Source organism: Mesorhizobium sp. NPDC059025, from assembly GCF_042739655.1.
Classification (GTDB): Bacteria; Pseudomonadota; Alphaproteobacteria; order Rhizobiales; family Rhizobiaceae; genus Mesorhizobium.
Genome location: NZ_JBHYIM010000003.1, coordinates 26449 through 52369, shown reverse-complemented (window position 1 = coordinate 52369; position 25921 = coordinate 26449). Strand labels below are relative to the sequence as shown.

At 61.6% G+C, this 25921-nt stretch carries 26 protein-coding genes; 13 read left to right on the top strand and 13 right to left on the bottom strand.

What is annotated here, in order from left to right; all coding sequences use genetic code 11:
• Positions 1 to 7: 7 nt before the first annotated feature.
• Complete coding sequence (locus tag ACFWYE_RS08215; protein ID WP_379067685.1) at positions 8 to 841, bottom strand: AraC family transcriptional regulator; 834 nt, start codon at positions 839 to 841, stop codon at positions 8 to 10.
• A 259-nt stretch (positions 842 to 1100) separates the two neighbouring features.
• Between ACFWYE_RS08215 and ACFWYE_RS08210 the strand changes: the two genes are divergently transcribed.
• The 11 genes from ACFWYE_RS08210 to ACFWYE_RS08160 all read left to right on the top strand — a co-directional run bounded on the left by ACFWYE_RS08210 (position 1101) and on the right by ACFWYE_RS08160 (position 10326).
• Positions 1101 to 2333, top strand: a complete 1233-nt coding sequence (locus ACFWYE_RS08210; RefSeq protein ID WP_379110693.1) for an MFS transporter — start codon at positions 1101 to 1103, stop codon at positions 2331 to 2333.
• A gap of 187 nt (positions 2334 to 2520) precedes the next feature.
• Positions 2521 to 3156 carry a 50S ribosomal protein L25/general stress protein Ctc gene (locus ACFWYE_RS08205; RefSeq protein WP_379067683.1) on the top strand — a complete coding sequence of 212 codons (636 nt, stop codon included), beginning with the start codon at positions 2521 to 2523 and terminating at the stop codon, positions 3154 to 3156.
• 27 nt (positions 3157 to 3183) lie between these two features.
• Complete coding sequence (gene pth / locus ACFWYE_RS08200) at positions 3184 to 3927, top strand: aminoacyl-tRNA hydrolase (protein WP_379067681.1); 744 nt, start codon at positions 3184 to 3186, stop codon at positions 3925 to 3927.
• 76 nt (positions 3928 to 4003) lie between these two features.
• The gene (locus ACFWYE_RS08195) at positions 4004 to 4411 is read left to right on the top strand and encodes a GFA family protein (protein ID WP_379110692.1); all 408 of its coding nucleotides are present in this window, start codon (positions 4004 to 4006) and stop codon (positions 4409 to 4411) included.
• 104 nt (positions 4412 to 4515) lie between these two features.
• Positions 4516 to 5619, top strand: a complete 1104-nt coding sequence (gene ychF / locus ACFWYE_RS08190) for a redox-regulated ATPase YchF (protein ID WP_379110691.1) — start codon at positions 4516 to 4518, stop codon at positions 5617 to 5619.
• A gap of 46 nt (positions 5620 to 5665) precedes the next feature.
• A complete protein-coding gene (locus ACFWYE_RS08185; RefSeq protein WP_379110689.1) occupies positions 5666 to 6577 on the top strand; it encodes an MBL fold metallo-hydrolase in 912 nt (303 codons plus the stop codon).
• A 25-nt stretch (positions 6578 to 6602) separates the two neighbouring features.
• Entirely contained in the window at positions 6603 to 7385 is a 783-nt protein-coding gene (locus tag ACFWYE_RS08180; protein ID WP_379111384.1) for an APH(3')-II family aminoglycoside O-phosphotransferase, read from the top strand.
• A gap of 181 nt (positions 7386 to 7566) precedes the next feature.
• On the top strand, positions 7567 to 8541 hold the full coding sequence (corA, locus tag ACFWYE_RS08175; protein WP_379067671.1) for a magnesium/cobalt transporter CorA: 975 nt from the start codon (positions 7567 to 7569) through the stop codon (positions 8539 to 8541).
• A gap of 93 nt (positions 8542 to 8634) precedes the next feature.
• A complete protein-coding gene (locus ACFWYE_RS08170) occupies positions 8635 to 9099 on the top strand; it encodes a MaoC family dehydratase (protein ID WP_379110687.1) in 465 nt (154 codons plus the stop codon).
• A complete protein-coding gene (locus ACFWYE_RS08165; protein ID WP_379110686.1) occupies positions 9096 to 9563 on the top strand; it encodes a MaoC family dehydratase in 468 nt (155 codons plus the stop codon). Before ACFWYE_RS08170 ends, ACFWYE_RS08165 begins: the two co-directional genes overlap by 4 nt.
• 130 nt (positions 9564 to 9693) lie before the next feature.
• Positions 9694 to 10326 carry a LysE family translocator gene (locus ACFWYE_RS08160; RefSeq protein ID WP_379110684.1) on the top strand — a complete coding sequence of 211 codons (633 nt, stop codon included), beginning with the start codon at positions 9694 to 9696 and terminating at the stop codon, positions 10324 to 10326.
• A gap of 47 nt (positions 10327 to 10373) precedes the next feature.
• On the opposite strand, the gene ACFWYE_RS08155 is transcribed toward ACFWYE_RS08160, so the two are convergent.
• The 11 genes from ACFWYE_RS08155 to ACFWYE_RS08105 form a co-directional block, all read right to left on the bottom strand.
• Positions 10374 to 10916 carry an adenine phosphoribosyltransferase gene (locus tag ACFWYE_RS08155; protein WP_379067667.1) on the bottom strand — a complete coding sequence of 181 codons (543 nt, stop codon included), beginning with the start codon at positions 10914 to 10916 and terminating at the stop codon, positions 10374 to 10376.
• A gap of 290 nt (positions 10917 to 11206) precedes the next feature.
• Positions 11207 to 12571, bottom strand: coding sequence for an MFS transporter (locus tag ACFWYE_RS08150; protein ID WP_379110683.1), 1365 nt, complete (start codon positions 12569 to 12571; stop codon positions 11207 to 11209).
• Between the two features lie 148 nt (positions 12572 to 12719).
• Entirely contained in the window at positions 12720 to 13412 is a 693-nt protein-coding gene (locus tag ACFWYE_RS08145; protein ID WP_379067663.1) for a phosphatase PAP2 family protein, read from the bottom strand.
• 130 nt (positions 13413 to 13542) lie between these two features.
• Positions 13543 to 14415 (bottom strand): cytochrome c1, encoded by an 873-nt coding sequence (locus tag ACFWYE_RS08140; protein WP_379067661.1) that lies wholly within the window; start codon positions 14413 to 14415, stop codon positions 13543 to 13545.
• A gap of 28 nt (positions 14416 to 14443) precedes the next feature.
• Positions 14444 to 15745: a cytochrome bc complex cytochrome b subunit gene (locus ACFWYE_RS08135; RefSeq protein WP_379067659.1), complete on the bottom strand. Its 1302-nt coding sequence runs from the start codon at positions 15743 to 15745 to the stop codon at positions 14444 to 14446.
• A gap of 17 nt (positions 15746 to 15762) precedes the next feature.
• Positions 15763 to 16329, bottom strand: coding sequence for a ubiquinol-cytochrome c reductase iron-sulfur subunit (gene petA, locus ACFWYE_RS08130; RefSeq protein WP_379110681.1), 567 nt, complete (start codon positions 16327 to 16329; stop codon positions 15763 to 15765).
• Between the two features lie 221 nt (positions 16330 to 16550).
• Positions 16551 to 16874 (bottom strand): DUF6665 family protein, encoded by a 324-nt coding sequence (locus ACFWYE_RS08125; protein WP_379110680.1) that lies wholly within the window; start codon positions 16872 to 16874, stop codon positions 16551 to 16553.
• Between the two features lie 49 nt (positions 16875 to 16923).
• Positions 16924 to 18813 (bottom strand): ABC transporter ATP-binding protein, encoded by a 1890-nt coding sequence (locus ACFWYE_RS08120; RefSeq protein WP_379110679.1) that lies wholly within the window; start codon positions 18811 to 18813, stop codon positions 16924 to 16926.
• A 264-nt stretch (positions 18814 to 19077) separates the two neighbouring features.
• Entirely contained in the window at positions 19078 to 20988 is a 1911-nt protein-coding gene (locus ACFWYE_RS08115) for an ABC transporter ATP-binding protein (RefSeq protein WP_379110678.1), read from the bottom strand.
• Between the two features lie 145 nt (positions 20989 to 21133).
• Positions 21134 to 23023 (bottom strand): ABC transporter ATP-binding protein, encoded by a 1890-nt coding sequence (locus ACFWYE_RS08110; RefSeq protein WP_379067653.1) that lies wholly within the window; start codon positions 23021 to 23023, stop codon positions 21134 to 21136.
• A gap of 39 nt (positions 23024 to 23062) precedes the next feature.
• Positions 23063 to 23443, bottom strand: a complete 381-nt coding sequence (locus ACFWYE_RS08105) for a hypothetical protein (RefSeq protein WP_379067651.1) — start codon at positions 23441 to 23443, stop codon at positions 23063 to 23065.
• Between the two features lie 451 nt (positions 23444 to 23894).
• Between ACFWYE_RS08105 and ACFWYE_RS08100 the strand changes: the two genes are divergently transcribed.
• The gene (locus ACFWYE_RS08100) at positions 23895 to 24353 is read left to right on the top strand and encodes a tRNA (cytidine(34)-2'-O)-methyltransferase (RefSeq protein WP_379110677.1); all 459 of its coding nucleotides are present in this window, start codon (positions 23895 to 23897) and stop codon (positions 24351 to 24353) included.
• A 259-nt stretch (positions 24354 to 24612) separates the two neighbouring features.
• Here the strand turns inward: ACFWYE_RS08100 and ACFWYE_RS08095 are convergent, their stop codons facing one another.
• Entirely contained in the window at positions 24613 to 24864 is a 252-nt protein-coding gene (locus tag ACFWYE_RS08095; protein WP_129413806.1) for a hypothetical protein, read from the bottom strand.
• 99 nt (positions 24865 to 24963) lie between these two features.
• Between ACFWYE_RS08095 and hemF the strand changes: the two genes are divergently transcribed.
• Positions 24964 to 25878, top strand: coding sequence for an oxygen-dependent coproporphyrinogen oxidase (hemF, locus tag ACFWYE_RS08090; RefSeq protein WP_379067647.1), 915 nt, complete (start codon positions 24964 to 24966; stop codon positions 25876 to 25878).
• Positions 25879 to 25921: the final 43 nt, after the last annotated feature.

Sequence of the window (25921 nt, the reverse complement as noted above, 5' to 3'; positions counted from 1 at the left end):
GCTCGCCTTACCCAGCCTCGCGCGCACCTCTCAGATACCCGCGCGGCGAGATGCCCAGCATGCGCTTGAACATGGTGGTGAAGGCCGGCACGCTGTCATAACCGAGATCGAGCGCAACGCGTGTCACCGGCTCGCCGTCGGTGAGGCGCGGCAAGGCAGCGAGCAGCAGCGCCTGCTGGCGCCAGGTCGACAGCGACAATCCCGTCTCGCGGTGGAACACGCGGGTGAAGGTGCGTCGGCTCATGCCGACGGTCTCGGCCCAGTCGTCGATGATGGCGTGCGGCGACGGCTCGGCGACAAAGCGCCGACACAATGCCGCGATGCGTGGATCATGCGGGAACGGCAGACCGAGCGGCCGCTCCTCCATGGCTGGTATCTCATGCAGAAGCAGTGCCATCAGAAGAGCGGCGCGCTCGCTCGGCGGCTCGTCGGTCGGCAGCGTAACCGCCTCGATGATCAGGCTGCGCATCAGGTCGCTGACGCCGACGACGCGCAGGTTCGTCGGCAGGCCGGCAACCGAGTCGGGCGCGACATAGACCGAGCGCATCGAGACGTTGCCTTGCATCTCCACCGCATGCTTGATCCCGGCCGGGATCCACATGGCATGGTCGGGCGGAACCATCCAGCGGCCGAAATGCGTCTTCACCAGAACCACTCCAGTCAGGGCATGCAGAAGCTGGCTGCGGTTGTGACGATGGTCAGGGACGGTGTAGCCGTCCGGATATTCCGACGGCAGCGCGATCACAAGGTCCCTGGCGTGGTCCAGCCATTCCAGCCGCTCGCGGTGGCGGCGATGCAGATCGGTGACCGGCATTTCCAGATAGGAGACACTCGTCGGCATGGTTTGGCCCACTTGCGTAATAAATGGACCAAACCACGAAAGAAGCAGCGCAGCAACAGGATTATAAGCGCCTCCGCGGCGGCAAATTGCCGTCAGCGACAAGGGTGCGGCTCGATTCAAGCCAGGACGCGCCGGAGATGGTTGGCTTTCACGGCCGCGACGCGGCAGCACGCGTTTGAGCACGCGAGCACCGGAAGCGCGGAAAGCAGCCATTCGCAGGCCGGCCTCGCTCGAATATCAGCGCGCCGTAGCAAGGAGCATGATCTTGACCGATACCGCAGCGACAGCCGGTCGCGCGACGACCGCGGCGACCACCACAGCTTTCACCGTCATCCTGGCGGTAAGCTTCGGCCACTTCATCAACGACATTATGCAGTCGCTGCTTTCGGCCATCTATCCGCTCCTCAAGGACAACTACAGCCTCGATTTCTGGCAGATCGGCCTTCTGACCTTTACCTTCCAGGTCACCGCCTCGCTATTGCAGCCGGTGGTCGGCATCATCACCGACAAGCGACCGATGCCGTTCTCCCTGCCCTGGGGCATGGCCTCCTCGCTGCTCGGCCTGATCGTCCTCGCCTATGCCGGCCATTATTGGCTGCTTTTGCTCGGCGCTTCGCTGATCGGCATCGGCTCATCGATCTTCCATCCTGAATCCTCGCGCATCGCCAGGCTGGCGTCCGGCGGCAAGCATGGACTTGCCCAGTCGCTGTTCCAGGTGGGCGGCAATTTCGGTCAGGCAATGGGCCCGCTTGCCGCGGCCTTCATCGTCGTGCCGTTCGGCCAGACCAGCATCTCCTGGTTTGCCATCGGCTCGCTGATCGGCATCATCGTGCTCTGGCAGGTCGGCAACTGGTACATCCGCTACCGCAAGGCGACCGGCAACCGGCCGGCGGCGGTGCATGTCTCGCCCTTCTCGCGTGGCCGGGTTACCTGGTCGCTGGTGATCCTGACGGTGCTGGTGCTCTCCAAGAACGCCTACATTGCCAGCCTGTCCAGTTACTACACCTTCTACACCATCGAGAAGTTCGGCGTTTCCGTGCAGATGTCACAGGTGCTGCTGTTCGCCTTCCTCGGCTCGTCCGCGCTCGGCATCCTGCTCGGCGGACCGTTCGGTGACCGGTATGGCCAGAAGGCGATGATCTGGTTCTCGATTGTCGGCGTGCTGCCATTCACCCTGATCCTGCCCTACGCCAACCTGGAATGGACGGTGATCCTCACCATCCTGATCGGCCTGATCCTGTCGTCGGCCTTCTCCAACATTGTCGTGTTCGCACAGGAACTGGTGCCGGGCCGCGTCGGCATGATCGCCGGCATCTTCTTCGGCTTCGCCTTCGGCATGGGCGGCATCGCCGCCGCCATCCTCGGCGTGGTGGCGGATGCCAAGGGCATCGACTTCGTCTACCAGATCTGTTCGTACCTGCCCCTGCTCGGGCTGCTCACCATCTTCCTGCCCAACATGAAGGAAGCGAAGAAGGCCGCCAAGGCGGCATAAGCCGGGAGCAAACCAGCGAAGGCGGCCAAGCTTGCGCGTTTGGCCGCCTTCCGCTATAGAGCCGCCACCCGCGTAGACACCCTTGGAGGCAACGCGGACGAGGGCCGCGGATTTCGCGGCTTTCGACATTTTCGGAACCCGGCTTGCCGGAGACCGGGAATGCTCCAGCAACGCGAAAGGAAATACCATGAGCCACGATACTTACGAGCTCAAGGCCGAGTCGCGCGAACAGGTCGGTAAGGGGTCCGCCCGTGCAGTTCGCCGCGAAGGCAAAGTGCCTGCAGTTATCTATGGCGACAAGCAGCCCCCTCTGGCTATCGCCCTGTCCTACAAGGACGTCTTCTACAAGATCCATGGCGGTGGTTTCCTGACCACGGTCGCCACGATCGACGTCGACGGCAAGAAGATCCAGGTCCTGCCGAAGGACTATCAGCTTGATCCGGTCAAGGACTTCCCGATGCATGTCGACTTCCTGCGGGTCGGCAAGAACACCGAAGTCAACGTCGAGGTTCCGGTTCACTTCATCAATGAAGAGAAGTCGCCCGGCATCAAGCGCGGCGGCGTGCTCAACATCGTTCGCCACGAGGTGGAATTCCACTGCCCGGCCAACGCGATCCCGGAATTCATCGAGGTCGATCTGGCTGGCGCCAACATCGGCGACTCGATCCACATTTCGGCGGTCAAGCTGCCGGCTGGCGTTAAGCCGGTCATTTCCGACCGCGACTTCACCATCGCCACCATCGCCGGCTCGGCCGCGATGAAGCCGGAGACCGAGGAAGCGGAAGCTGCCCCGGCCGCTGCGGAAGCCGGCGAAGAGAAGTAATTTTCGCAGCCCGGGAGGGCCGTCACCATGCTTTTGTTTGCTGGTCTCGGCAATCCCGGCGCGAAATATGCCAACAACCGGCACAATGTCGGTTTCATGGCGGCGGACGCTATCGCCCGCCGCCATTCCTTTTCGCCCTGGTCGAAGAAATTCCAGGCCGAGATCGCCGAAGGCAGGATCGGCGGCGAAAAGATACTGCTCATCAAGCCGCTGACCTTCATGAACCTTTCCGGCCAGGCTGTCGGCGAGGCGCTGCGCTTCTATAAGCTCGACGCTACGGCAGTGACCGTGTTCTACGACGAGATCGAGCTGCCGGCCGGCAAGATACGGGTCAAGATCGGCGGCGGCTCCGCCGGCCACAACGGCATCCGCTCGCTCGACCAGCATATAGGCAACAACTACCGGCGCGTGCGCATCGGCGTCGGTCATCCAGGCGCCAAGGAAATGGTGCACGGTCACGTGCTGGGCGACTTCTCCAAGGCCGACCAGGAGTGGCTGGACGTGTTGCTGGATAGCATGGCCGATAGCGCCGACCTGATCGCCAGAGGCGACGACAACTCCTTCATGAACCGGGTGACGCTGGCTCTGCGCGACAAGTTGCAGCCGACCGGCCCGGACGACACGCCTCCGGCCAAGGCGCCCAAACAGGCGACCCCGCCCAAGGCGCAAAGCCACATCCGCCAGGCGAGGCCGCAGCAGCCCGCCGTCAAGGTCCCTGAAAACGGACCGATGGCGGCGATGCTGAAGAAGCTGCTCGGCAACAAGGATTGAGCATCCGCCAAGACATCGGCGGCGCTTCATGCGATGAAGGGCATGCACTGTCCTAGGCAACCGCGAGGCGCCTGCCATGCAAACCCGAACCGCAACTTGTTCCTGCGGGCAGCTGAGCATCGAGGTCAACAATCCGCCGCTCGGCGCCGGTATCTGCCACTGCTTCGCTTGCCAGCGCCGTACCGGCAGCGTCTTCGCCGCGCTTGCCGCCTTTGCCCCGCCCTACAGGACAACTGGCACCGCTACGGAATATCTACGCGTCGGCGACCGGGGTTCGCACTATCTGTTCAGGTTCTGCCCGGTCTGCGGCACCAGCCTGTTCCACACAGAGAAGGGCGCCGAAGGCCTGTACGTGGCCGTGGCGATCGGCTGTTTCGCCGATCCATACTTCCCGCCGCCGGAGGACTCCGTCTACGACTGCCGGCGCCATTCGTGGGTCGCCCTGCCCGAGGGAACCAAGGCCTACGAAAAGAATCCCGACTGACGGCAGTAGCAATGCCGCTTGCGATGCCGAAAGACTTGACGATCCAAGGCCGTTTCGCCCATAGCCCTGAACAAAATTCGCACTCCCGATAGGACCACATCATCATGGGTTTCAAATGCGGCATCGTTGGGCTGCCCAACGTCGGCAAGTCCACGCTGTTCAACGCGCTGACACGCACCGCGGCGGCCCAGGCGGCCAACTATCCTTTCTGCACGATCGAGCCGAACACCGGCGAAGTGGCGGTGCCGGATCCGCGCCTGAAGAAGATCGCGGAGATTGCCAAGTCGAAAGAGATCATCCCGACCCGCATCTCCTTCGTCGACATCGCCGGCCTGGTGCGCGGTGCCTCGAAGGGCGAGGGCCTCGGCAACCAGTTCCTCGCCAACATCCGCGAGGTCGACGCCATCGTGCATGTGCTGCGCTGCTTCGAGGATGACGACATTACGCACGTCGAAGGCCGCATCAACCCGGTGGCGGATGCCGACACGGTCGAGACCGAACTGATGCTGTCCGATCTGGAGAGCCTGGAGCGCCGCATCGTCAATGTGCGCAAGCGCGCGCAGGCCAAGGACAAGGAATCGATGACCGTCCTGCCGGTGATGGAACAGGCGCTGGCGCTGCTGCAGGATGGCAAGCCCTGCCGTGTCCTGCTGAAGGGCATCGCTGCCGAGGACCTGAAGATCCTGCAGGATCTCAACCTGCTCACCGCCCATCCGGTTCTCTATGTCTGCAACGTTGCCGAGGCAGAGGCTGCGACCGGAAACGAGCACACCAGGGCGGTCGAAGCGATGGCGGCGTCCCAGGGCGCCTCCACCGTCATCATCTCGGCCGCCATCGAGGCCGAGGTCGCCCAGCTCCCCAACGGCGAGCAGAAGGAATTCCTGGAAGCGATGGGGCTGCACGAGCCGGGTCTCGACCGGCTGATCCGCGCCGGCTACGAGCTTTTGCACCTGATCACCTATTTCACCGCCGGTCCCAAGGAGACGCGTGCCTGGACAATCGAGCGCGGCACCAAGGCACCGGGCGCTGCCGGCGTCATCCACACCGATTTTGAGCGTGGTTTCATCCGCTCGCAGACCATCGCCTATGATGATTTCGTATCGCTGGGCGGCGAAGTGGCGGCGAAGGAAGCCGGTAAGGCACGCGACGAAGGCAAGGAATATGTCGTGCAGGACGGCGACGTCATGCTGTTCAAATTCAACACCTGATCGTCCGGGTGACATGAACCCGGCGGGGCAACGCAGTAGGTGAGCGATGATTTCGGCGGTAACCCGACATATGCGCATCCTGCAGCCGGCCCCCGACGTGTATGCTTTCTACGATGGGCGCGTCGAGGGCCAGCGATTTGCCGACCACCCGAACTGGGTGGACGACGGGGCGCTCTCGCTCGGCGTCGCCAGCTATGCACTGGTCAGCGATGACGAAGCGCTGGTCTACGACACGCATGTCTCGCTCGACCATGCAGCGTTGATCCGTTCCACCCTTGAAGCCAAGGGGGTGAAAAGAATCACCGTCGTGCTCAGCCACTGGCATCTCGATCATGTTGCCGGCACCGGCGTTTTTGACGACTGCGCCGTCATCGCCAATCGGCGCACCGCAGCTCATCTCGAGCGACAGAAGGGTGACATCGAGGCCGGGACGCTCGAAGGCCCGCCGGCGATTTCACCTCTGGTGCTGCCGACCACCTTATTCGACGGCGAGATGACGCTTACGATCGGCAGACACGAAGTCAGGCTGATCGAACTCAACATACACAGCGATGACGCGACGGTGCTGTGGCTGCCGCAGACGCGGTTGCTTCTTGCCGGCGATACGCTTGAAGACACCGTCACCTATGTCGGCGAACCGCAGCATTTCGCGCAGCATCTTGTCGATCTGGAGCGACTTCGTTTGCTGCATCCCGCAGCGATACTGCCCAATCACGGCGCTCCCGAAGTGATTGCCGCCGGTGGCTATCCCGATACGTTGATCGATGCCACGGCTGCCTATGTCAAAGGCCTTTTGCGCTGCGTCGAGGCTCCCCGCCTGCGTTCGTTGAGCCTGCGCGAGTTCATCGCGCCGGAACTGGAAGCGGGCTGGGTTCACTATTTCGAGCCCTACGAAGCCGTCCACGAGAAAAACGTCGCGACAACGCTGGCACTCGCCGCGTCTTCGACAGGCTCGTGAAACATCTCCGGTCAAGAGCGTGAACATGAACGCCCTCCCCTTGTCATTGCCATTTCCGGAGCTCATCCGTGACTACCGCGCGCGCCAACAGACCATCGGCCTCTCTGATGCCGGTGTCTTCAAGCTGCAGGCGGCAGGTAAGCCAGACCTGTTCCTCAAGTGCGACGAGATCGGTCAATTCGCCGAAGTACCGGCCGAAGCAGAGCGCCTGCGCTGGCTTGCGGCTCAGGGGATATCTTGCCCCAAGGTTCTGGCATTTGAGATGCACGCCGACCGCAACTGGCTTTTGATGAGCGCCATGCCGGGCAAAGACCTGGAATCGGCCGGGCCCCTGCCCGCCGAAAAGACCATCACTGTAATGGCCAATGCCCTGAGGACCTTGCATGCGCTTGATGTTCGCTTCTGCCCGTTCGACCACAGTCTCGATCGACGCATTGCCGACGCCAGGGCGCGTATGGACGCCGGGCTTGTCGATGAAGAGGACTTCGACGGCGAACGTCTGGGCCGCTCCGCGCCGGATGTATTCGCGGACCTCATCGCCCTGCGCCCGGCAAGCGGGGATTTTGTCGTCACCCACGGCGATGCCTGCCTGCCGAATTTCATGGTCGATAGCGGCCGCTTCTCCGGTTTCATAGATTGTGGCCGGCTTGGCGTCGCCGACCGCTGTCAGGACCTCGCACTGGCCTGCAGGAACATCCATGATGATCTCGGCGAGGAATGGATCGCGCCTTTTCTCGCCTTGTATGGGAAACCAGACGCCGATCCGGCGAAACTTTCGTACTACCAGCTGCTCGACGAGTTTTTCTGAACCCATTGCATGGGCGACGGCAACACATTCGCGGCATCGCCCAGACCTCTCTCCATTTGCAACTTGACGCCGCCCGGCCCCGGGTCTATCGCGCCTTTGCGCTGGCTGGTTTTCTCCCCCGGCGCCGCCATGAGTCTGTGCCCTTGGGGCCTCATATCGTTTCCAGCATGGAGACCACGCGATGATCAAAGCCTTCGTCGTGGACAATGACCGCCTGCGCCTCGCCGACGACCTCGAGCAGAACCGCGACGCGATCGTCTGGGTCGACCTGCTCAATCCCACCAAGGAAGAAGAAGCTGTCATCGAGGCGGTGTTCGCCATCGCCGTGCCGACGCGCGAGGAGATGGAGGAGATCGAGATTTCCAGCCGCCTCTATGTCGAGGACGGCGGATATTTCATGACCGCCAACCTGCCCTCCCAGACTGAAGGCGAGAAGCCGGAAATGTCGCCGGTAACCTTCGTTCTGGCGGCGAAGCGACTGATCACGGTTCGGTATCATGAGCCGCGCGCCTTCAAGACCTTTCCACTGCGCGCCGAAAAGGTGGCCACCGGCTGCACCAGCGCGGACACCATCCTGATCGGCTTGCTCGAGGCGATCGTCGACCGCCTCGCTGACATCCTGGAGAAGGCCGGCCGCGACATCGAGACGATCTCGCGCGACATCTTCGAAGCGACGGCGACCAAAGCCTCGCGCCGCGACCGCGACTTCCAGGAACTGCTGAAGAGCATCGGTCGCAAGGAGGATCTTGCGTCCAGCGTGCGCGACAGCCTGACCTCGCTGCAGCGGGTGGCGGGTTTCCTCACCCATGCCGCCACGCAGACCAAGATGGGCAAGGACACCCGTGCCCGCATCAAGACGCTGGCGCGCGATGTTCTGTCGCTCGCCGACCATGCTACGTTTCTGTCGCAGAAGATCAGCTTCCTGCTCGATGCCACGCTCGGCATGATCTCGATCGAGCAGAACGCCATCATCAAGATCTTCTCGGTCGCAGCCGTCATCTTCCTGCCGCCGACGCTGGTGGCCTCCATCTACGGCATGAATTTCGAACTCATGCCGGAGTTGAAATGGGCGGTCGGCTATCCGTTCGCAATCGGCCTCATGATCGTCTCGGCGATCTTGCCCTATCTCTACTTCCGCCGGCGCGGTTGGCTTTAAATGGGTAAAGCGCTGAACCAGGACGGGTGCTGGTCTTGCGGGAAAGCACCGCCACGGTCACAATAATCGTACAAGTTTGAACGAGGTTGCGTGATGACCGCCAAGAAATGGGCCTATGAGGATTTCGAGGAAGGCGCCATCCTTGATCTCGGCACCAAGAAGGTGACGGCAGCGGAGATCATCGAATTCGCGTCCGAATTCGACTTCCAGCCCATGCATCTCGACGAGGAAGCTGGCAAGGCCAGCCTGCTTGGCGGCCTCTCCGCTTCCGGTTGGCACACCTGCTGCATGTTCATGCGCATGCTGTGCGACGCCTTCCTGCTGGAATCAACTTCGCAGGGAGCGCCAGGCGTCGACCAGGTCAAATGGAAGAAGCCGGTGCTTGCCGGCGATACGCTGACCGGCCGCACCACGGTGCTTGCCAAGCGCCTGTCCAAGTCGAAACCAAGGCTCGGTTTCGTCAGCATGCGCGCGGAGCTGTTCAACCAGCGCAACGAGGCGGTTTTCGAACTGGAAAACACCGGCATGTTCCTGACCCGCGCGGGAGGCGAAGCATGACGCTCGACGAGTATTTCGGCATCGGTGTCACTGTAACGCTTGGCTCTCACACGTTCGAACCGGAGGCGATCAAGGCCTTCGCCCGCAAGTTCGACCCGCAGGTCTTCCATGTCGACGAAGAGGCCGCCAGGAAAAGCCTGCTCGGCGGTTTGTGCGCTTCAGGATGGCACACGGCCTCGACCTGGATGAAATACAATCTGAAGACGCCGAAGCGGCCCGATATCGCCTGGGATGGCCCCGGTCCGGAACCGGAATACGGCCCCTCGCCCGGTTTCCGCAATCTCAAATGGCTGAAACCGGTATTCGCGGGCGAAACGGTCACCTTCACACGCACCGGCCTTGCTCACCGCGCATTGGCCTCGCGACCAGGCTGGCGGTTGCTGACCATCTTGTGCGAGGCCTTCGATTCCACCGGCGACAAGGTGATCGAGTTCGAAAGCTCCGTGCTGGCGAAGGCGGAATAAGCCTTACAAAACCCGAGCATTGCCATCGCATCCTGACAGCAGGGTGTCAGGATCGCTGCGCTATTGGGTCGGCCCTCGATAGGGAGCGAGGTTCGCCATAACGGCGGATCCGGTTTGGGGGATACGGCCGATGGATGCCAGCGCCTTGTGGCTCTACTTCGTTCTGTTGGTCGGCATCATCGTCGTGCCCGGCATGGACATGCTGTTTGTGTTGGCCAATGCGCTCACCGGGGGACGGCAGGCAGGTGTTGCAGCAACCGCCGGCATCATGATTGGCGGCATCTGCCACACCATCTTCGGCACGATCTTCGTGACCGGCCTGTCCACGTTGCTGCCGGTGGTGGCGCCAGCGATGATGGTGGCCGGCTCGCTCTACATGATGTGGATCGGCTTCACGCTGTCCCGCAGCGCGATTTCTGTCGACAGGGTCGAGGCAGCAGCGGTCCGTCCGCTCGGTACCATCCTTGCTCAGGGCGTGCTTACCTGCGTGCTCAACCCCAAGGCCTGGTTGTTCGTGCTGGCTGTCTACCCGCAATTCATGAAACCGATCTACGGCCCGATCTGGCTGCAGGCGCTGATCATGGGCACCATGACCATCACCGTCCAGATGGCCGTCTATGGCGGGCTGGCGCTCGCTGCCTTGCGCGGCCGCGATGCACTGACTGAAAATCACGCGGCAACCGTTTGGATCGGCCGCGGCGCCGGTCTCCTGCTGATCGCCGTCGCTGCCTTCACGCTGTTTCGAGCAATCAAGGGGGTGTGAAATCCGCCTTTGCCGGGCAAGACAGCGCCTGCCGGAAAGTGGGCCTCTCAATGCCCGTCGAAGGCGATCAGCGTGCGCACCGGCACGTCGAGTGCTTCGAGCTTCTTGCGCCCGCCGAGATCCGGCAGATCGATAACAAAGCAGGCCGCTACAATGTCGGCCCCGATCTGGCGCAGCAGCTTCACCGCCGCTTCCGCGGTGCCGCCCGTGGCAATCAGATCGTCGACCAGGATCACCTTCTCCCCTGGCGCAACACCGTCCTTGTGCATCTCCATCTCGTCGAGCCCATATTCCAGGCTGTAGGCGACGCGCACGGTCTCGTGGGGCAGCTTGCCCTTCTTGCGGATCGGCACGAAGCCGGCCGAGAGCTGGTGCGCGATGGCACCGCCCAGGATGAAGCCGCGTGCCTCGATGCCGGCGATCTTCTCTACCTTCTGGCCGGCATAGGGATGAACCAGCTCATCGATGGCCCGCCGAAAGGCGCGCGCATTGCCAAGCAGCGTGGTGATGTCGCGAAACAGGACGCCTGGTTTCGGATAGTCGGGGATGGTGCGGATGGCGGAAAGCAGCGTCTCTTCGATCGATGACATCAAGAATCCATTCCCTGTTCCGCCCATCGATAGAGCAATTCCAGCAAAAGTGTGTAGCGGTTTTGCGTCGGGAACTGCGTAAAAAATTGGAGCGTTTCAGCCTTCCGTGAAAACGGAAACGCTCTAGAGCAATTCCAGGAAAAGTGTGAAACGGTTTTCCGTCCGGAATTGCGCAAAAACAAAGAGGTAGAGCGTTTCCGTGAAGAACGGAAACGCTCTAGCGGCTGCGGCAGGCAAAGAAAAGCCGGAAGCCGACACAGATGCGACTTCCGGCGCACGACTGCAGGCGTCTACGCCGGCAACGTATCGGTCTCGGCCACCCGCTCATCGTCCGGTTCCGGCGCCGCCTTGAGCAGGATGGCAACGATGCCGGCGGCGATCATGAAGGCACCAACCACCCATAGTCCCGCTTTCGGATTGCCCGTCAGGTCGGTGAGCCAGCCGGTCACATAAGGACCGACGAACCCGGCGAGGTTGCCGAGTGAATTGATGAGGGCGATGCCACCGGCTGCTGCGGCTCCCGTCAGGAACCGTGTGGGAAGCGCCCAGAAGGTCGGCAGTGCCGAACAGATGCCTATGGCGCAGATCGTCACCGCGATCATCGTGGTGAAAGGCGACTGCATGTAGAGCGCGACCGGAATGGCTATGCCGCCAACGATGGCCGGAATGGCCACGTGCCACACCCGCTCGCCGGTGCTGTCGCCGTGGCGTGCCCACAGATACATGGCGATCGCGCCAAACGCATAAGGGATCGCGACGATGAAGCCCTGTTCGATGATCGAATACTCGGTGTTGAACGCCTGCTTGAAGCCGGCGATGATCGTCGGCAGGAAGAAGCCGACCGCATAGAGCCCGTAGACGACACCGAAATAGACGAAGGCCAGCGCCAGGATACGAGGCTGCGTCAGCGCCTTTCTGAGCGGATAGTGATAGCGCTGGCTCGTCTGCGCATGCTCCGTGTCCATCTCATTCTGCAGCCAGTTGCGTTCTTCCGCCGTCAGCCAGGCGGCGTCCTGCGGCTTGTCGGTAAGATAGAACCAGCAAAGTACGCCGATCAGGATGGCCGGCAGACCTTCGACCAGGAACATGAAGCGCCAGCCATCGAGCCCGAACACCAGTCCGTGACCGACCGAGATCAGCCATGCAGACAACGGCGAGCCGATCACCGACGACACCGGTATCGCAATCATGAACAGTGCGACCGCTCGCGCGCGCTCCCGCTTGGGAAACCAGAACGTCAGATAAAGAATGATGCCGGGAAAGAAGCCGGCTTCGGCGATGCCCAGCAGGAAACGTAGGCCATACATGGACAGCGCATTTGGCACGAAGGCCATCAATGAGGCGACGATGCCCCAGCTCACCATGATTCGCGCGATCCAGCGCCGCGCGCCCACCTTGTGCAGGATAAGATTGCTGGGCACTTCAAGCAGCAAATAGCCGATGAAGAAGATGCCTGAGGCAAGCCCGAAGGCAGCCTTGTCGAAGCCCAGCGCATCGTTCATGCCGTGCGGTGCGGCAAAGCCGATATTGGTGCGATCAAGATAATTGATGAAATAAAGCAGGCCGAGAAACGGCATCAAACGCCAGGCAACTTTTCGAACGACGCGCTCGCGCATGCCGGAATCAGCGGCAGTCGAGTGAGATGGACCAGCCACGGCTTTCCTCCCTAACGACGCCCCCCGGCCGCAACGTAAACATGCGCATGTGGAGGTGTCTATCAGGCAGGCGACTTATCCAGAAAAGCCGAAGGGGGCAGCACAGCCCCCCTCCTGCATCTCGTTCCTGCAGCGATGTCAGCCCGTCTCACATGCCCAGGTCGGACCGCAATTCGGCCTTGGCTGCAGCATATTCGGTCTCGAATTCCGCATTGTGCTGCAGGTTGGAGGCAATCACCGCGCCAGAGATCCGCCCCATCTCGATATCGGAAGGATAGTGAATCCCGGCAACGACCCGATTGTGACCATACTCCCAAGCCCGTGCCATGATCTCGGTACGCTTCTCAGGAACCATGTCCGAAAGGACGATCCCCATCATGGTACCAAGGGTCGTGTGGCCTGATGGCCAGGAACCCGAGGTCGACGGCTTGACGATAGGCTTGACCAGATCGCTCAGCATGTGCGGACGGGGGCGTTTCCAGACATCCTTGGCTGGATCGACGACGGCACCTTCGGTCGCCACGACCCGTTCAAAGAAAGCATCGAGCTTCGGCAACGCTTCCTTGGTGAACTTCGGCCCCATGACATCGGTAAAACGCCAGACATTTTCTTCGGCGTCAGCCTTGGCCCGCGCTTCCATTTCGGGAGTACGCGTGAGCTGCAGCGTCAAGACCTCGGCGAGCTCCGCCTTGGTTGCGGCGGAATCGTTGGCCGGTGGCGGCGGCAGAATCGCGGTCAGATCGACATCGGCATTGGTGATGAAAGGCTTGGCGTCCTCAGCCTGACCGGTGGTGGTCAGGACAAGAAGGAGAAAGCCGGCGAGGAAGCTCGTTTTGCGCATGGGGACCATCCTGTCGAGTGGGATGGTGGAGCTTCTTCCCATGCGGTGACAGGCATGTGACGCAATTCGCAAACAAAAGGGCCGGCCTGAACGAACAGGCCGACCCTTTTTGAACAGCGTATGACGTCGCTTAGTGCGCGACGTTCGACCAGACCTTGCGCTTGGTCAGATACATCAGCACCGCAAACAGCAGCAGGAAGACGATGACACGGAAGCCGGTCTTCTTGCGATCTTCCAACTTCGGCTCGGCCGCCCACATCAGGAACGCGGTGACGTCTTCCGAGTACTGCTCGACTGTCTGCGCCGTACCGTCGTCATAAGTCACCTGGTCGGACGAAATCGGCTTCGGCATCTTCAGCGACACACCCGCATTGAAATACGGATTGTAGTGGGTGCCTTCCGGTATCTTCATGCCCGCCGGCGGCTGCTCGTCATAGCCGTTGAGCAGCGCATGGATATAGTCCGGCCCGCTTTCGGCATATTGTGTGAAGATGTCGATGACGAACTGCGGGAACCCGCGCGTCAGACCGCGCGCCTTGGCGAGCAGCGACATGTCCGGCGGAACCGCACCGCCATTGGCTGCCGCGGCGGCCTGGTCGTTCGGATAGGGCGAAGGGAAGTGGTCGGACGGCAGACCGGGACGCTCGAACATCTCGCCGGCGTCGTTCGGGCCATCCTGCACGGTGTAGCTGGCGGCCAGTGCCTTCACCTGCGCCTCGGAATAACCGAGGTCCGAAAGCGTGCGGAAAGCCACCAGCTTCATCGAATGGCAGGCCGAGCACACTTCCTTGTAGACCTTGAGGCCACGTTGCAGCTGTGCCTTGTCGTAGGTACCGAACGGCCCTGCGAAGGTCCACTTCATTTCCTTCGGTTCATGGATCGGGAAATGGGTCGGGTTGGCCGCGTGCGAGGCCTCACCTGCCTTACCGGCTTCCTCGGCGTAGGCGGCCGCGCCGACGAGCAGTGCGGAAACCGCAGCCAGCGAAATGAGAATCTTCTTCATACCAATATCCCCTGGATTCTCTTGTCGCTCAGCCCTTGGTTTCCGGCGCGGCAGTCGCACCAGCGGGATGCCCCGAACCCGCCTTGTTCTTTTCCAGCACCGCTTCGGTGATGGAATTGGGCAGGCGGCGCGGGGTCTCGATCAGGCCGAGCACCGGCAGGACGACCAGGAAGAAGGCGAAGTAGAACAGCGTCGAGCCCTGCATGGCCGGAATATACCAGCCTTCCGCCGGCTTCGAACCGAGCCAGCCGAGGAAGATGGCATTTGCGGTGAAGAGCCAGAAGAACAGCTTGTACCAAGGGCGATAGACCGCCGAGCGCACTTTCGAGGTATCCAGCCATGGCAGGATGAACAGCATCGCGATTGCACCGAACATGGCAAGCACGCCGCCAAGTTTCGAATCGATCGGCCCGATGTTGAAGGTGATGGCGCGCAGGATCGCGTAGAACGGCAGGAAGTACCATTCCGGAACGATGTGGGCCGGCGTCTTCAGCGGGTCGGCAACCGTGTAGTTGTCCGGATGGCCGAGATAGTTCGGCATGTAGAAGATGAAGTAGGCGAACACCAGCAGGAACACCACCATGCCCAGCGCATCCTTGACGGTCGCGTAAGGCGTGAAGGCAACGGTGTCGGTTTTCGACTTCACCTCGATGCCGGTCGGGTTGTTCTGTCCGGTGACATGCAGCGCCCAGACGTGCAGCACGACGACGCCGGCGATCATGAACGGCAGCAGGTAATGCAGTGCAAAGAAGCGGTTCAGCGTCGGATTGTCGACCGCGAAGCCGCCGAGAAGAAGCTGCTGAATCCAGTCTCCGATCAACGGAATGGCGGTGAAGAAGCCGGTGATGACGGTGGCGCCCCAGAAGGACATCTGACCCCACGGCAGCACATACCCCATGAAACCGGTCGCCATCATCAGCAGATAGATGATGCAGCCCAGCACCCACAGCAATTCGCGCGGGGCCTTGTAGGAGCCGTAGTACAGACCGCGGAAGATGTGGAGATAGACAGCGATGAAGAAGAACGACGCACCGTTGGAGTGCATGTAGCGCAAGAGCCAGCCGCTGTTGACGTCGCGCATGATCTTTTCGACCGAACCGAAGGCGAGGCTCGTGTCGGAGACATAATGCATCGCCAGCACGATGCCGGTGATGATCTGCGACACCAGCATGATCGACAGAATGCCACCGAACGTCCACATGTAGTTCAGGTTGCGGGGCACCGGATAGGCGATGAAGGAATCATAGACAAGCCGCGGCAGCGGCATGCGTGCGTCGAACCAGCGTCCAAGACCAGTCGTTGGCGTATAGGTCGAGTGTCCCTCGCTCATGGAAATGTCCCCCTGCCTCAGCCGACGCGGATCTTGGTATCGGAGATGAATGAAAAGACCGGAACAGCCATGTTCTCGGGTGCCGGTCCCTGGCGGATGCGACCCGCCGTGTCGTAGACCGAGCCGTGGCACGGACAGAACCAGCCACCATATTCACCCTGCTGGCCAAGTGGAATACAGCCGAGATGGGTGCACACGCCGATCATCACCAGCCAGTTCTCCTTGCCCTTGCCGGCGGAGCGGTCAATGTCATTGGCTGTGGCATCCGAGGGAAGGTTGGCGTTGCGAGCAAGCGGATCCTTCAGCTGTTCGAGCTTGACCTCCTGCGCGGCCTGCACTTCTTCCGGCGTGCGATTGCGAATGAAGACGGGCTTGCCACGCCACTTCACCGTCAGGGACATGCCGGGCGTCAGCGAGGACACATCCACCTCGACCGAAGCCAGTGCCAGCGTGGAAGCATCGGGACGCATCTGATCGATGAACGGCCATGCGACCGAGGCCGCGCCAACCACGCCGGCCATGCCGGTGGCTATGTAAAGAAAATCACGGCGATTGGGATCATGGGTTTCGTCGGTTGCGCTCACGGCTGCCTGGTCCTTTCGCCTCTTCCGTACCGAAAGGCGAGCCCCTGTCCCGCTTGAGCATTCCCGCTCAATCCGCACCCGCCCGACAGCGCATGGCAACAGGCTAGCGAATTCCTCCGGCATTTGGATTTCGGTTTATGCGTGCGGCCCGTTTTTGTCCAGTCGGGTGAAGACTACAGGGCAGATTGTCGCGGGGAGAAATGCCGCGCCGGAAAATGATCCTATGCCGCCCCCAGCCTGACGAGCACTTCGCGTGGTATCTGAAGATCTCGGATCACCGCGTCATGGCGCCGGAAACCGCACAATTCACGCTGGATGAACCAGGCATAGACCAAACCGGCCGTCTCCTTGAGCAACTTTGCCCTGTCTGCCTCGTCGCCGGCATGGTTTTTAAGCTGCAACAGTGCTTTTTCGGCACGTTCACCCGCTCGGCCAAGCGCTGCAGCCTTCTCCGCCAGCACCTCGTGCCCCAGCGCATCGAACATCGCCTCGGCCAATGAACCGCTGGAGGAGCCCGAGTAACCCGAAGGAGGCCTAAGCGTCATGATTCACCCTTTCACATGTCGCCCGATACCTGCCGGATGCCATGACAACTCACTCCGCTGCGCTTGCGGCGTCCAGTGAGTCGTCGCCGCCGAACAGGAAGCCGCCAGACTGCCGCTTCCATAACCGCGAATAAAGGCCGTCGGCGGCGACCAGTTCCTCATGGGTTCCCTCTTCGACGATTCGGCCCTTGTCCATGACCACCAGGCGATCGAGGGCAGCTATGGTGGACAGCCGGTGCGCGATCGCTATCACGGTCTTGCCCTCCATCAGCTGATAGAGATTGTCCTGGATCGCCGCCTCGACCTCCGAATCGAGCGCCGATGTCGCCTCGTCGAGGATGAGGATCGGCGCATCCTTCAACATCATGCGGGCGATCGCCACGCGCTGCCGCTGTCCGCCGGAAAGCTTGACACCGCGTTCGCCGACCTGCGCCTCGTACCCCTTGCGGCCGCGCGGGTCCTCGACATCCACGATGAAGTCATGCGCGGCAGCACGCATGGCCGCCTCCACGATCTCCGCTTCGGAAGCACCCTCGCGGCCATAGCCGATGTTGTCGCGGATCGAGCGGTGCATCAGCATCGCTTCCTGGCTGACCACGCCGAACTGCGCGCGCAGCGAAGCCTGGGTCAGGTCGCGGATATCGCGACCGTCGATCAGGATACGGCCCTTTTCGACATCGAACAGCCGCAGCATCAGGTTGACGATCGTCGTCTTGCCGGCCCCCGAAGGTCCGACGATCGCCACGCGCTCGCCGGGACGGATATGCAGGCTCAGATTGTCGATGACGCCGCCTTCCTTGCCATAGTGGAAAGAGACATTTTCGAAACGGATGTCGCCGCTGGCACGCGGCAGCACCGCGGCATCCTCGGCATCGCGGATCGCCGGCGTCACCGAGATCGTGCGCGTGGCATCCTGCACGGTGGCGTAGTTGCGCACCAGCCCGTTGATGTTGAACATCATCCAGCCCGACATCTGATTCAGCCGGAAGACGAGACCGAGTGCTGCGGCGATCGCGCCGGTCGAGATGTGGCCCGACGTCCAGTTCATGACAGCGATGATGGCGATCAGGCTCATCATGATGCCGTTGAGGACGGCGACCGAAGAACGGACGGTGGTGATCGCCCGCGTCAGCCGCACCACCGCAGTCAGGAAGCCTTCCAGCCCGTCGCGGATATAGGCGTGCTCGCGCTTGCCGCTGTCGAACAGCTTGACCGCCACGATGTTGGTGAAGGCGTCGACAAGGCGCCCGTTGAAGACCGAGCGCTGGTCGGCGGTCTCGCGGCCGGCGCGCCGCATTTCCGGCAGCAGGAACCAGACGATGGCGGCATAGCCCGCGAACCACAACGCCACGACGACGCCCATCAGGGGATCCAGCGACATCAGGATGGTGATTGCCAGGATCAGGAAAGTCAGGAACGACCACATCGTCTGCAGCACGTTGATGATGAAATCCCCGACAGCTTCGCCGCCCTGCATGATCTTGGTCGCAATGCGGCCGGCGAAATCGTTCTGATAGAAACCATAGGGCTGCTGGATCACACGCCGGAATGCCTGCCAGCGCACCATCGAGTAGAAGCCGGGCACCACCACCTGCTGTTCGACCACCGCCGAAGCAATCATGATGACCGCGCGTACGACCAGGATCAGCAACAGCAGCGCGACCAGCGCCGGCCAGTGATCGGCAAGCAGGGTGGCGGGTGAAGACTTGTCGAGCAGGTCGATCAGCCAGCCGACCGACCAGTACATGGCTGCATCCACCGCACCGGCCAGGCCACCGGTGATCAGCAGCAGCACAAAGGCGCCCTTGGCCTGATTGGCAAAGTAGAGAATGAACCGCCAGGCGTCCGCCGGCAGCACTTCACGATCCGTATCGCTGAACGGGTCGATGGCACCTTCGACGGAACGCCAGATGCGGTCACGGAAACGTCCGCTGGTCACGTATCGGTGTCCTCACTCTTGGCATCAGGAACCTGAATCAAGGCATCAATTGCCACGCGCATCCTTTTGTTCCGATTCACGTCTTCGCGAGAGCGACCTTCGGCGCGGATCGGAGCGACGGATGTGCCGTCTCCTGTCGCATACAGTCGCCTGGCGCCCTAGAGCATTTTGTAGCCAAGTGGAATCACTTGGCGTTACAAAACGCGACGAAAACAAAAACTTAGAGCGTTTCCGCGTTTCCGTGAAAAACGGAAACGCCCTATGTCATCGCTCCGCCGCCTCTTCGACCACCCCCGCATTCGTGACGGCGGCAGGCTCCTGTGCAGGATCGTCGCGCAGCAGGAAGCCGCCCGACTGGCGCTGCCAGAGTTGGGCATAGATGCCACCCCTGGCGACCAGTTCGTCATGGGAGCCTTGCTCGATGATACGGCCTTGATCCATCACCACCAACCGGTCCATCGCCGCGATGGTCGAGAGTCGGTGAGCAATGGCAATCACCGTCTTGCCCTCCATCAGACGATACAGGTTCTCCTGGATCGCCGCCTCGACTTCCGAATCCAGTGCCGAGGTTGCTTCGTCCAGGATCAGGATCGGTGCGTCCTTCAGAACCACCCGCGCGATCGCGATGCGCTGGCGCTGCCCGCCGGAAAGCTTCACCCCACGCTCGCCGACATGGGCATCGAAGCCGTATCGTCCCTCGCGGTCCACCAGTCCGGCGACGACATCGGCCACCTGGGCTGCATCCACAACCCGCGCGATGTCGGCGTCCGTCGCATCCTGGCGGCCGTATTTCAGGTTCTCGCGCACGGAGCGATGCAGCAGTGAGGTGTCCTGGCTGACGAATCCGATCGCGGCGCGGACACTCTCCTGCGTCACGTCACGCACATCCTGTCCATCGATCAGGACGCGGCCATCCTGAACGTCGTAGAGGCGCAGCAACAGGTTCACCAATGTCGATTTGCCGGCGCCCGATCGCCCGACGATCCCGACCCTCTCGCCCGGCGCGATTTTCAGCGACAGGTTTTCGATAAGACCGCCCTTTCCGTCCTTGCGCCCATAATTGAAGTTGACACGATCGAGTTCGATCGCGCCCCTGGTCACCTGCAAGGCTTCGGCGTTGGGCCTGTCGAACATTCTGATCGGCCTGGCAATCGTCGTCATCGAGTTGGCAGCCGTACCGATCTGGCGGAAGATGTTGCCGCCCGCATCCAGTATCCGGTAGGAGATGCCCGCAATCTGCAGCGCGAAGGGAATGGCGGTAGCCACAGCCGCGGCACTCATTCCGCCCGCGCTCCAGCGCGCCAGCGCCAGCCAGCTGATGGCAACGAGCAGGCTGGCATTCATGACGAACAAGGCCGACCACATGCCGGTGAACACCCGCATCAGCCGGTAGAAGGTCTGGGCGTGTTTCACCACCGCTTGTGAAACATACCTGTCCTCATGTTCGCCGGTCGAGAACGTCTTCAGCGTCAGGATGTTGGTGTAGCTGTCGACAATGCGGCCGCTCATGACAGACCATTCCTCCGAAAGGTCCGTCGAGCGCCGCGCGATCAGCGGCATGCAGTATCTGAGCAGCACACCATAGAGCACCAGCCAGACGGCGATCGCCGCGACGAGCGTGACGTCGAACTGCGCCAGCACGGTGATGGCCACGACGACGAACACCACCGCATACCAGACGGTATCGATGGTCAGGTTGACGGCGATCTCGATGGAATCGCCGCTCTGCATGACCTTGGTGCCGATGCGGCCGGCAAAATCGTTCTGGAAGAACGTCCAGTCCTGCCGTGTGACATGCCAATGGCTCTGCCAGCGGATGAGATCGATGAAGTTGGGGGCGATCGCGTGGTTGCGCACAAGCGCGTCCAGCACGATGGTGAGCGGTCGCAGGAAGACGACGCCTGCCATAACGGCCAGCGTCGTTCCATGTTCCAGGAAGAAGCTGCGCGGATCCGAACTCGCCAGCATGCCGACAATGATGCCGACGAAGATCGGCAGCATCGCGTCCACGATCGCGCCGGCGGCGACGAACAGCATGCGCATCGCAAAACCGGCACGGAACTGCATGATGAAATAGCGGAAAAAGTTCCACAGCCCCATTGGCGGCTGACGCTCTTCAGCCAGCGCAATGGGCGAGTAGCGGGTCTCAAACCACTCGAAAACTTTGGCGAACATCTTCTTCACTCATGCGGGCTTGAGTCCCTGGGGATTACAGGCCCCAGGGACTCAATAGTTTCGTTTTCCGTTCCGGACCTCGCCCAGCATCGTCTTTCGGACAGCCCAGGATACCCATCCGTTCCGGCTGGAGCGGAGACGCGGTCTATTCCGCCGCCTCGTCCGTCACCTCGAGCTTCATCTTGGCTGCGGGTTCGTGGCCGGGGTCGTCATGGAGCAGGAACCCACCCGACTGGCGCTGCCAGAGCTGGGCATAGAGTCCGCCCCTGGCGACCAGCTCGTCATGCGAACCTTCCTCGATGATGCGGCCCTGGTCCATGACCACCAGCCGATCCATCGCTGCGATGGTCGACAGGCGATGCGCGATGGCAATCACCGTCTTGCCCTGCATCAACTTGTACAGGTTCTCCTGGATCGCCGCCTCGACTTCCGAATCGAGCGCGGAGGTCGCCTCGTCCAGGATGAGGATCGGCGCGTCCTTCAACATGACGCGTGCAATCGCGATACGCTGGCGCTGTCCGCCGGAGAGCTTCACGCCGCGCTCGCCGACATGCGCGTCAAAGCCCTTGCGGCCCTTCGCATCCGACAGCCCGCCGACGAAGCCGAGTGCCTCGGCACGTCGCGCGGCCTCGAGCATTGCCTCTTCTCCAGCCTCGGGACGACCATAGAGTATGTTGTCGCGCACGGAACGGTGCAGCAGCGATGTGTCCTGCGTGACCATGCCTATATGGGCGCGCAGCGAATCCTGCGTGACATCGGCGATGTTGTCGCCGTCGATCAGGATGCGGCCGCCCTCCAGGTCGTAGAAGCGCAGCAACAGGTTGACGAGCGTCGACTTGCCGGCGCCCGAACGACCGACAATGCCCACCTTCTCGCCCGGCTTCACCGTCAGCGACAGGTTTTCGATGACACCCTTCTGCTTGCCATAGTGGAAACGGATGTCGTCGAAACGGATCTCGCCCTTGCTGACCTCGAGGTCACCGGCGCGCGGCTTGTCTTCGACCAGCCGAGGCATCGAGATCGAGCTTATGCCATCCTGCACGGTTCCGATGTTCTCGAACAGGCCTGACACCTCCCACATGATCCATTGCGACATGCCGTAGAGGCGCAGCACCAGGCCCACCACCACCGCCACGGCACCCACGGTCACGATCTCGTGCAGCCAGAAGCCGATCGCCATCGCGCCGACAGCCAGCAGCAGCAGCGAGTTCAGCAGGTACACCACGATGTAGAACTTGCTGATCAGCCTGCCCTGCGCGTAGGCGGTGTCGAGGAACTCGGTCATGCCTTCACGCGCGTAGTCGGACTCGCGCCGTCCATGCGAGAACAGCTTCACGGTCTGGATGTTGGTGTAGCTGTCGACAATGCGGCCGGTCATGACCGAACGCGCGTCGGCCTGCGCTTCCGACACCTTGCCGAGGCGCGGAACGAAATAACGCAAGGCAACAAGATAGGCGAGTAGCCACAACACGATCGGTGCCGCGAGGCGCCAATCTGCCGAACCGACGATGAACAGCATGCCGAGGAAATAGACGACGACGTAGTTCAGGACCTCGGCGAATTTCAGCACGGTTTCGCGCACGGCAAGCGCCGTCTGCATCAGCTTGGTGGCGATGCGTCCGGCGAATTCGTCCTGGTAGAAGGCCATCGACTGCTTGAGCAGATAGCGATGCACCTGCCAGCGGATTCGCATCGGATAGTTGCCGAACAGCGTCTGGTAGGTGTTGAAGGACGAAAGCGTCACCGCCGCCGGCAGCAGGATCGCGATCACCAGCGCCATGCCCGCCAGCTTCCACCATTCGGTCTGCAGGAACGTCTCCCGGTTCTGCGCCGACAGCCAGTCGACGATGTGACCAAGGAAGCCGAACATCCAGACCTCCAGGAAGGCGATCAGCGCCATCAGCACCGTTGCCAGCAGCACGAACGGCCATGCCGGTTTGGTGAAATACCAGCAGAAAGCCCACAACGTATTCGGCGGCTCGACCGGCTCTGCCGCCGGAAACGGGTTCAGTTTCTTTTCAAACCAGCGGAACATGGTTTCGTACTCTAATAAGGAATGGGATCGCGCGCAGCCTTATGCTGCGCGCGATAGGGTCATGATTTCGCGATCGTCTTCGGCTCGTGGCATTGCCGAACCGGCACTACGGGCGCCATCGATATGTGCACCGGAATGCTCGGTTCCGCTACGCTCACCCTCCTGGAAAGCTGCAGCAGGAGATTCCGTCTTTACCAGGCGAGGTCGCAGCAGCCGGATGAAACGACGCACCAGCGACGGCCGGCCCGGAACCGGAACAGCGCGCGAGAAGTCGACGTCCGGCAGCATGCCGCGATGCGGCCTGCGACGCATTTCGGCGTGGACCGCCGAGGAACGGGTTTCACCGACCAGCAACGCCCAGGTCGCCAGTTTGCGGTCGTGCAGGCTGCGGGAGCCCGGTATCTTAAAGGGATCGAACATGGGTCCGTCCTCCATTGAAAAGAACAGGTCGAAAGATGGATTGCGCGCGCCGGCGGAATGCGAACCGGGAGCGCCAAACGGTTGAGACTGGTTAAACTCGGACGGGACTGGAGGTCCCTTGGACAGATGAGAAAACATCGCAGGATTCCCTTGGTTGCCGGAAGGAAGGTCCGGCTGGAATCGGTGCGATTGGGCCTAAAGAGTTAGGAGAAACGTCGAACCGAGCCAGCCGTCGGGCATACGCCCCAGGCGAGAAAGCGTGCATTACGCATGGTCATCATTTCCATGAACGCCTCCGTCGGCTCGTGTTGACAATGCCGGCCTGATACACGCATTCGCAGAAAATGACCAGACGCCAGTCCAGCAATCGCCGAAACCACGGGATGCCTGTGGCCGATCTGCCACGCACTTTGCGATCAGGACCTGCGGCAGAATTTGAGAACACACGGAAATGAAGCACGGTCTGCGCGTCGCGCTCTATCAGCCGGATATCGCCGGCAACACCGGGACAATCCTCCGCTTCGCAGCCTGCATGGGCCTTGCTGTCGATATCATCGAACCGGCAGGCTTCGACCTCTCCGACCGCAATCTCAGGCGCGCCGGCATGGATTATCTCGAAATGGCGGCGCTGACCCGCCATGTCGACTGGGCGGGCTTCGAGGATTGGCGACGAAGCGAAGCGCGCCGGCTGGTGCTGCTGTCGACCAAGGCGGCAGTGCCCTATACTGATTTCATTTTCAACAGGAACGACGTCGTGCTGTTCGGGCGCGAATCGGCCGGCGTGCCCGAGGCCGTTCACGACACCTCCGATGCCCGCCTGCTTATCCCGATGCAGGCCGGCGCTCGCAGCCTCAATGTCGCGCTTTCGGTGGCCATGGTTGCCGGCGAAGCGCTGCGGCAGCTTGGATGATGCGTCACCGACCGCCTTGGCGACCGCTTTCAATCCTCCTGGTTCGGTAAGTTGCTGCCGTTGGCTTGTTCCCGGATGACTCTGCGACAGAGCCCAGCCTGTTTTACACATCGCTCCAACCTTCGTTCCCGAAGGTCATTGTTCTAAAAGTTCAAGTTAACTTGAAGTCAAGCGACGAATTCAGTGGGCTTTATCGGCACGACGCTCTGATCATCTGTTTTGAAGGACCTTCACCCGGATATTGGCACGCCAACGGCGCTCAATCCGCCGCCGGTAGCCTGCGAATGGTGAACTCGATCACATCACCAGGGCGCTCGAACCAGCTTTCAATGCTGGTCCAATAGGCCTGTTTCGGCCAGCGCTCGAACCATTCCTTGGCCTTCAGCCTGGCATCGGTGCGCGGCAGGACGAAGGTCTCACGCAGGAAGCCATCACGCGGCGTTGCCTCGGCGCGGGCCCGATCCAGCCTCTTTTTGAGGCCATCCAGCGGTGGTCTTGATGGAGTACGCATGAAAGAACTCCTTGACCCAACGTCTCAAGAGATTAGGGATCGCGCCCGAAAAAGACGAGTCATTTGTCGGGCAACCATGCCCGCGAGCGGAGATGGCAGTTGGAAAGACCCGAAATACCGGTCGGCTTGCCGGCAGACATCCAGGACAGGAAGGAACGCGCGCGGACATGGTTCGAGGAGTTGCGCGATCGCATCTGCACCGCCTTCGAGGCGATCGAGGACGAACTGACCGGCCCGCAGTCTTCCTGGGCGCCGGGACGCTTCGAGCGCACTCCCTGGCAACGCGAAGAAGGCCGAGGCGGTGGCGGCGTCATGTCGATCATGCACGGACGCGTCTTCGAAAAAGTCGGCGTGCACGCCTCGACTGTCCACGGTGAATTCTCGCCGGAGTTTCGCAAACAGATACCAGGCGCCGAGGAGGATCCGAGCTTCTGGGCAAGCGGTATTTCGCTCATCGCACACCCCTGGAACCCGAATGTGCCCGCCGTGCATATGAACACGCGCATGGTCGTCACCTCCCGTCACTGGTTCGGTGGCGGCGCCGACCTGACGCCGGTGCTCGAGCGTCGCCGCACCCAGGATGACCCCGACACGCTCCGCTTTCACCGGGCCATGCAGTTCGCCTGCGAGAAACACCTCACCGTCGCGGATTATGCGAGGTTCAAGGACTGGTGCGACGAATATTTCTTCCTGCCGCACCGCAACGAAGCGCGTGGCGTCGGCGGCATCTTCTTCGACTGGTTGCACTCGACTGAGGAAAAGGGCGGGTGGGAGGCGGACTTCCGCTTTGTGCAGGATGTCGGCCGTGCCTTCCTGGTCGTCTATCAGCACCTCTTGCGCGGCAATTTCAATGAGAACTGGACCGATGGCGACCGCGACGAGCAGTTGGTGCGGCGCGGCCGCTACGCTGAATTCAATCTGCTTTACGACCGTGGTACGCTGTTTGGGCTGAAGACGGGCGGCAACGTCAATTCCATCCTGTCCAGCCTGCCGCCACAGGTGAAATGGCCCTAGAGCACCTCCAGGAAAAGTGCGTAGCGGTTTCCGTCCACAATTG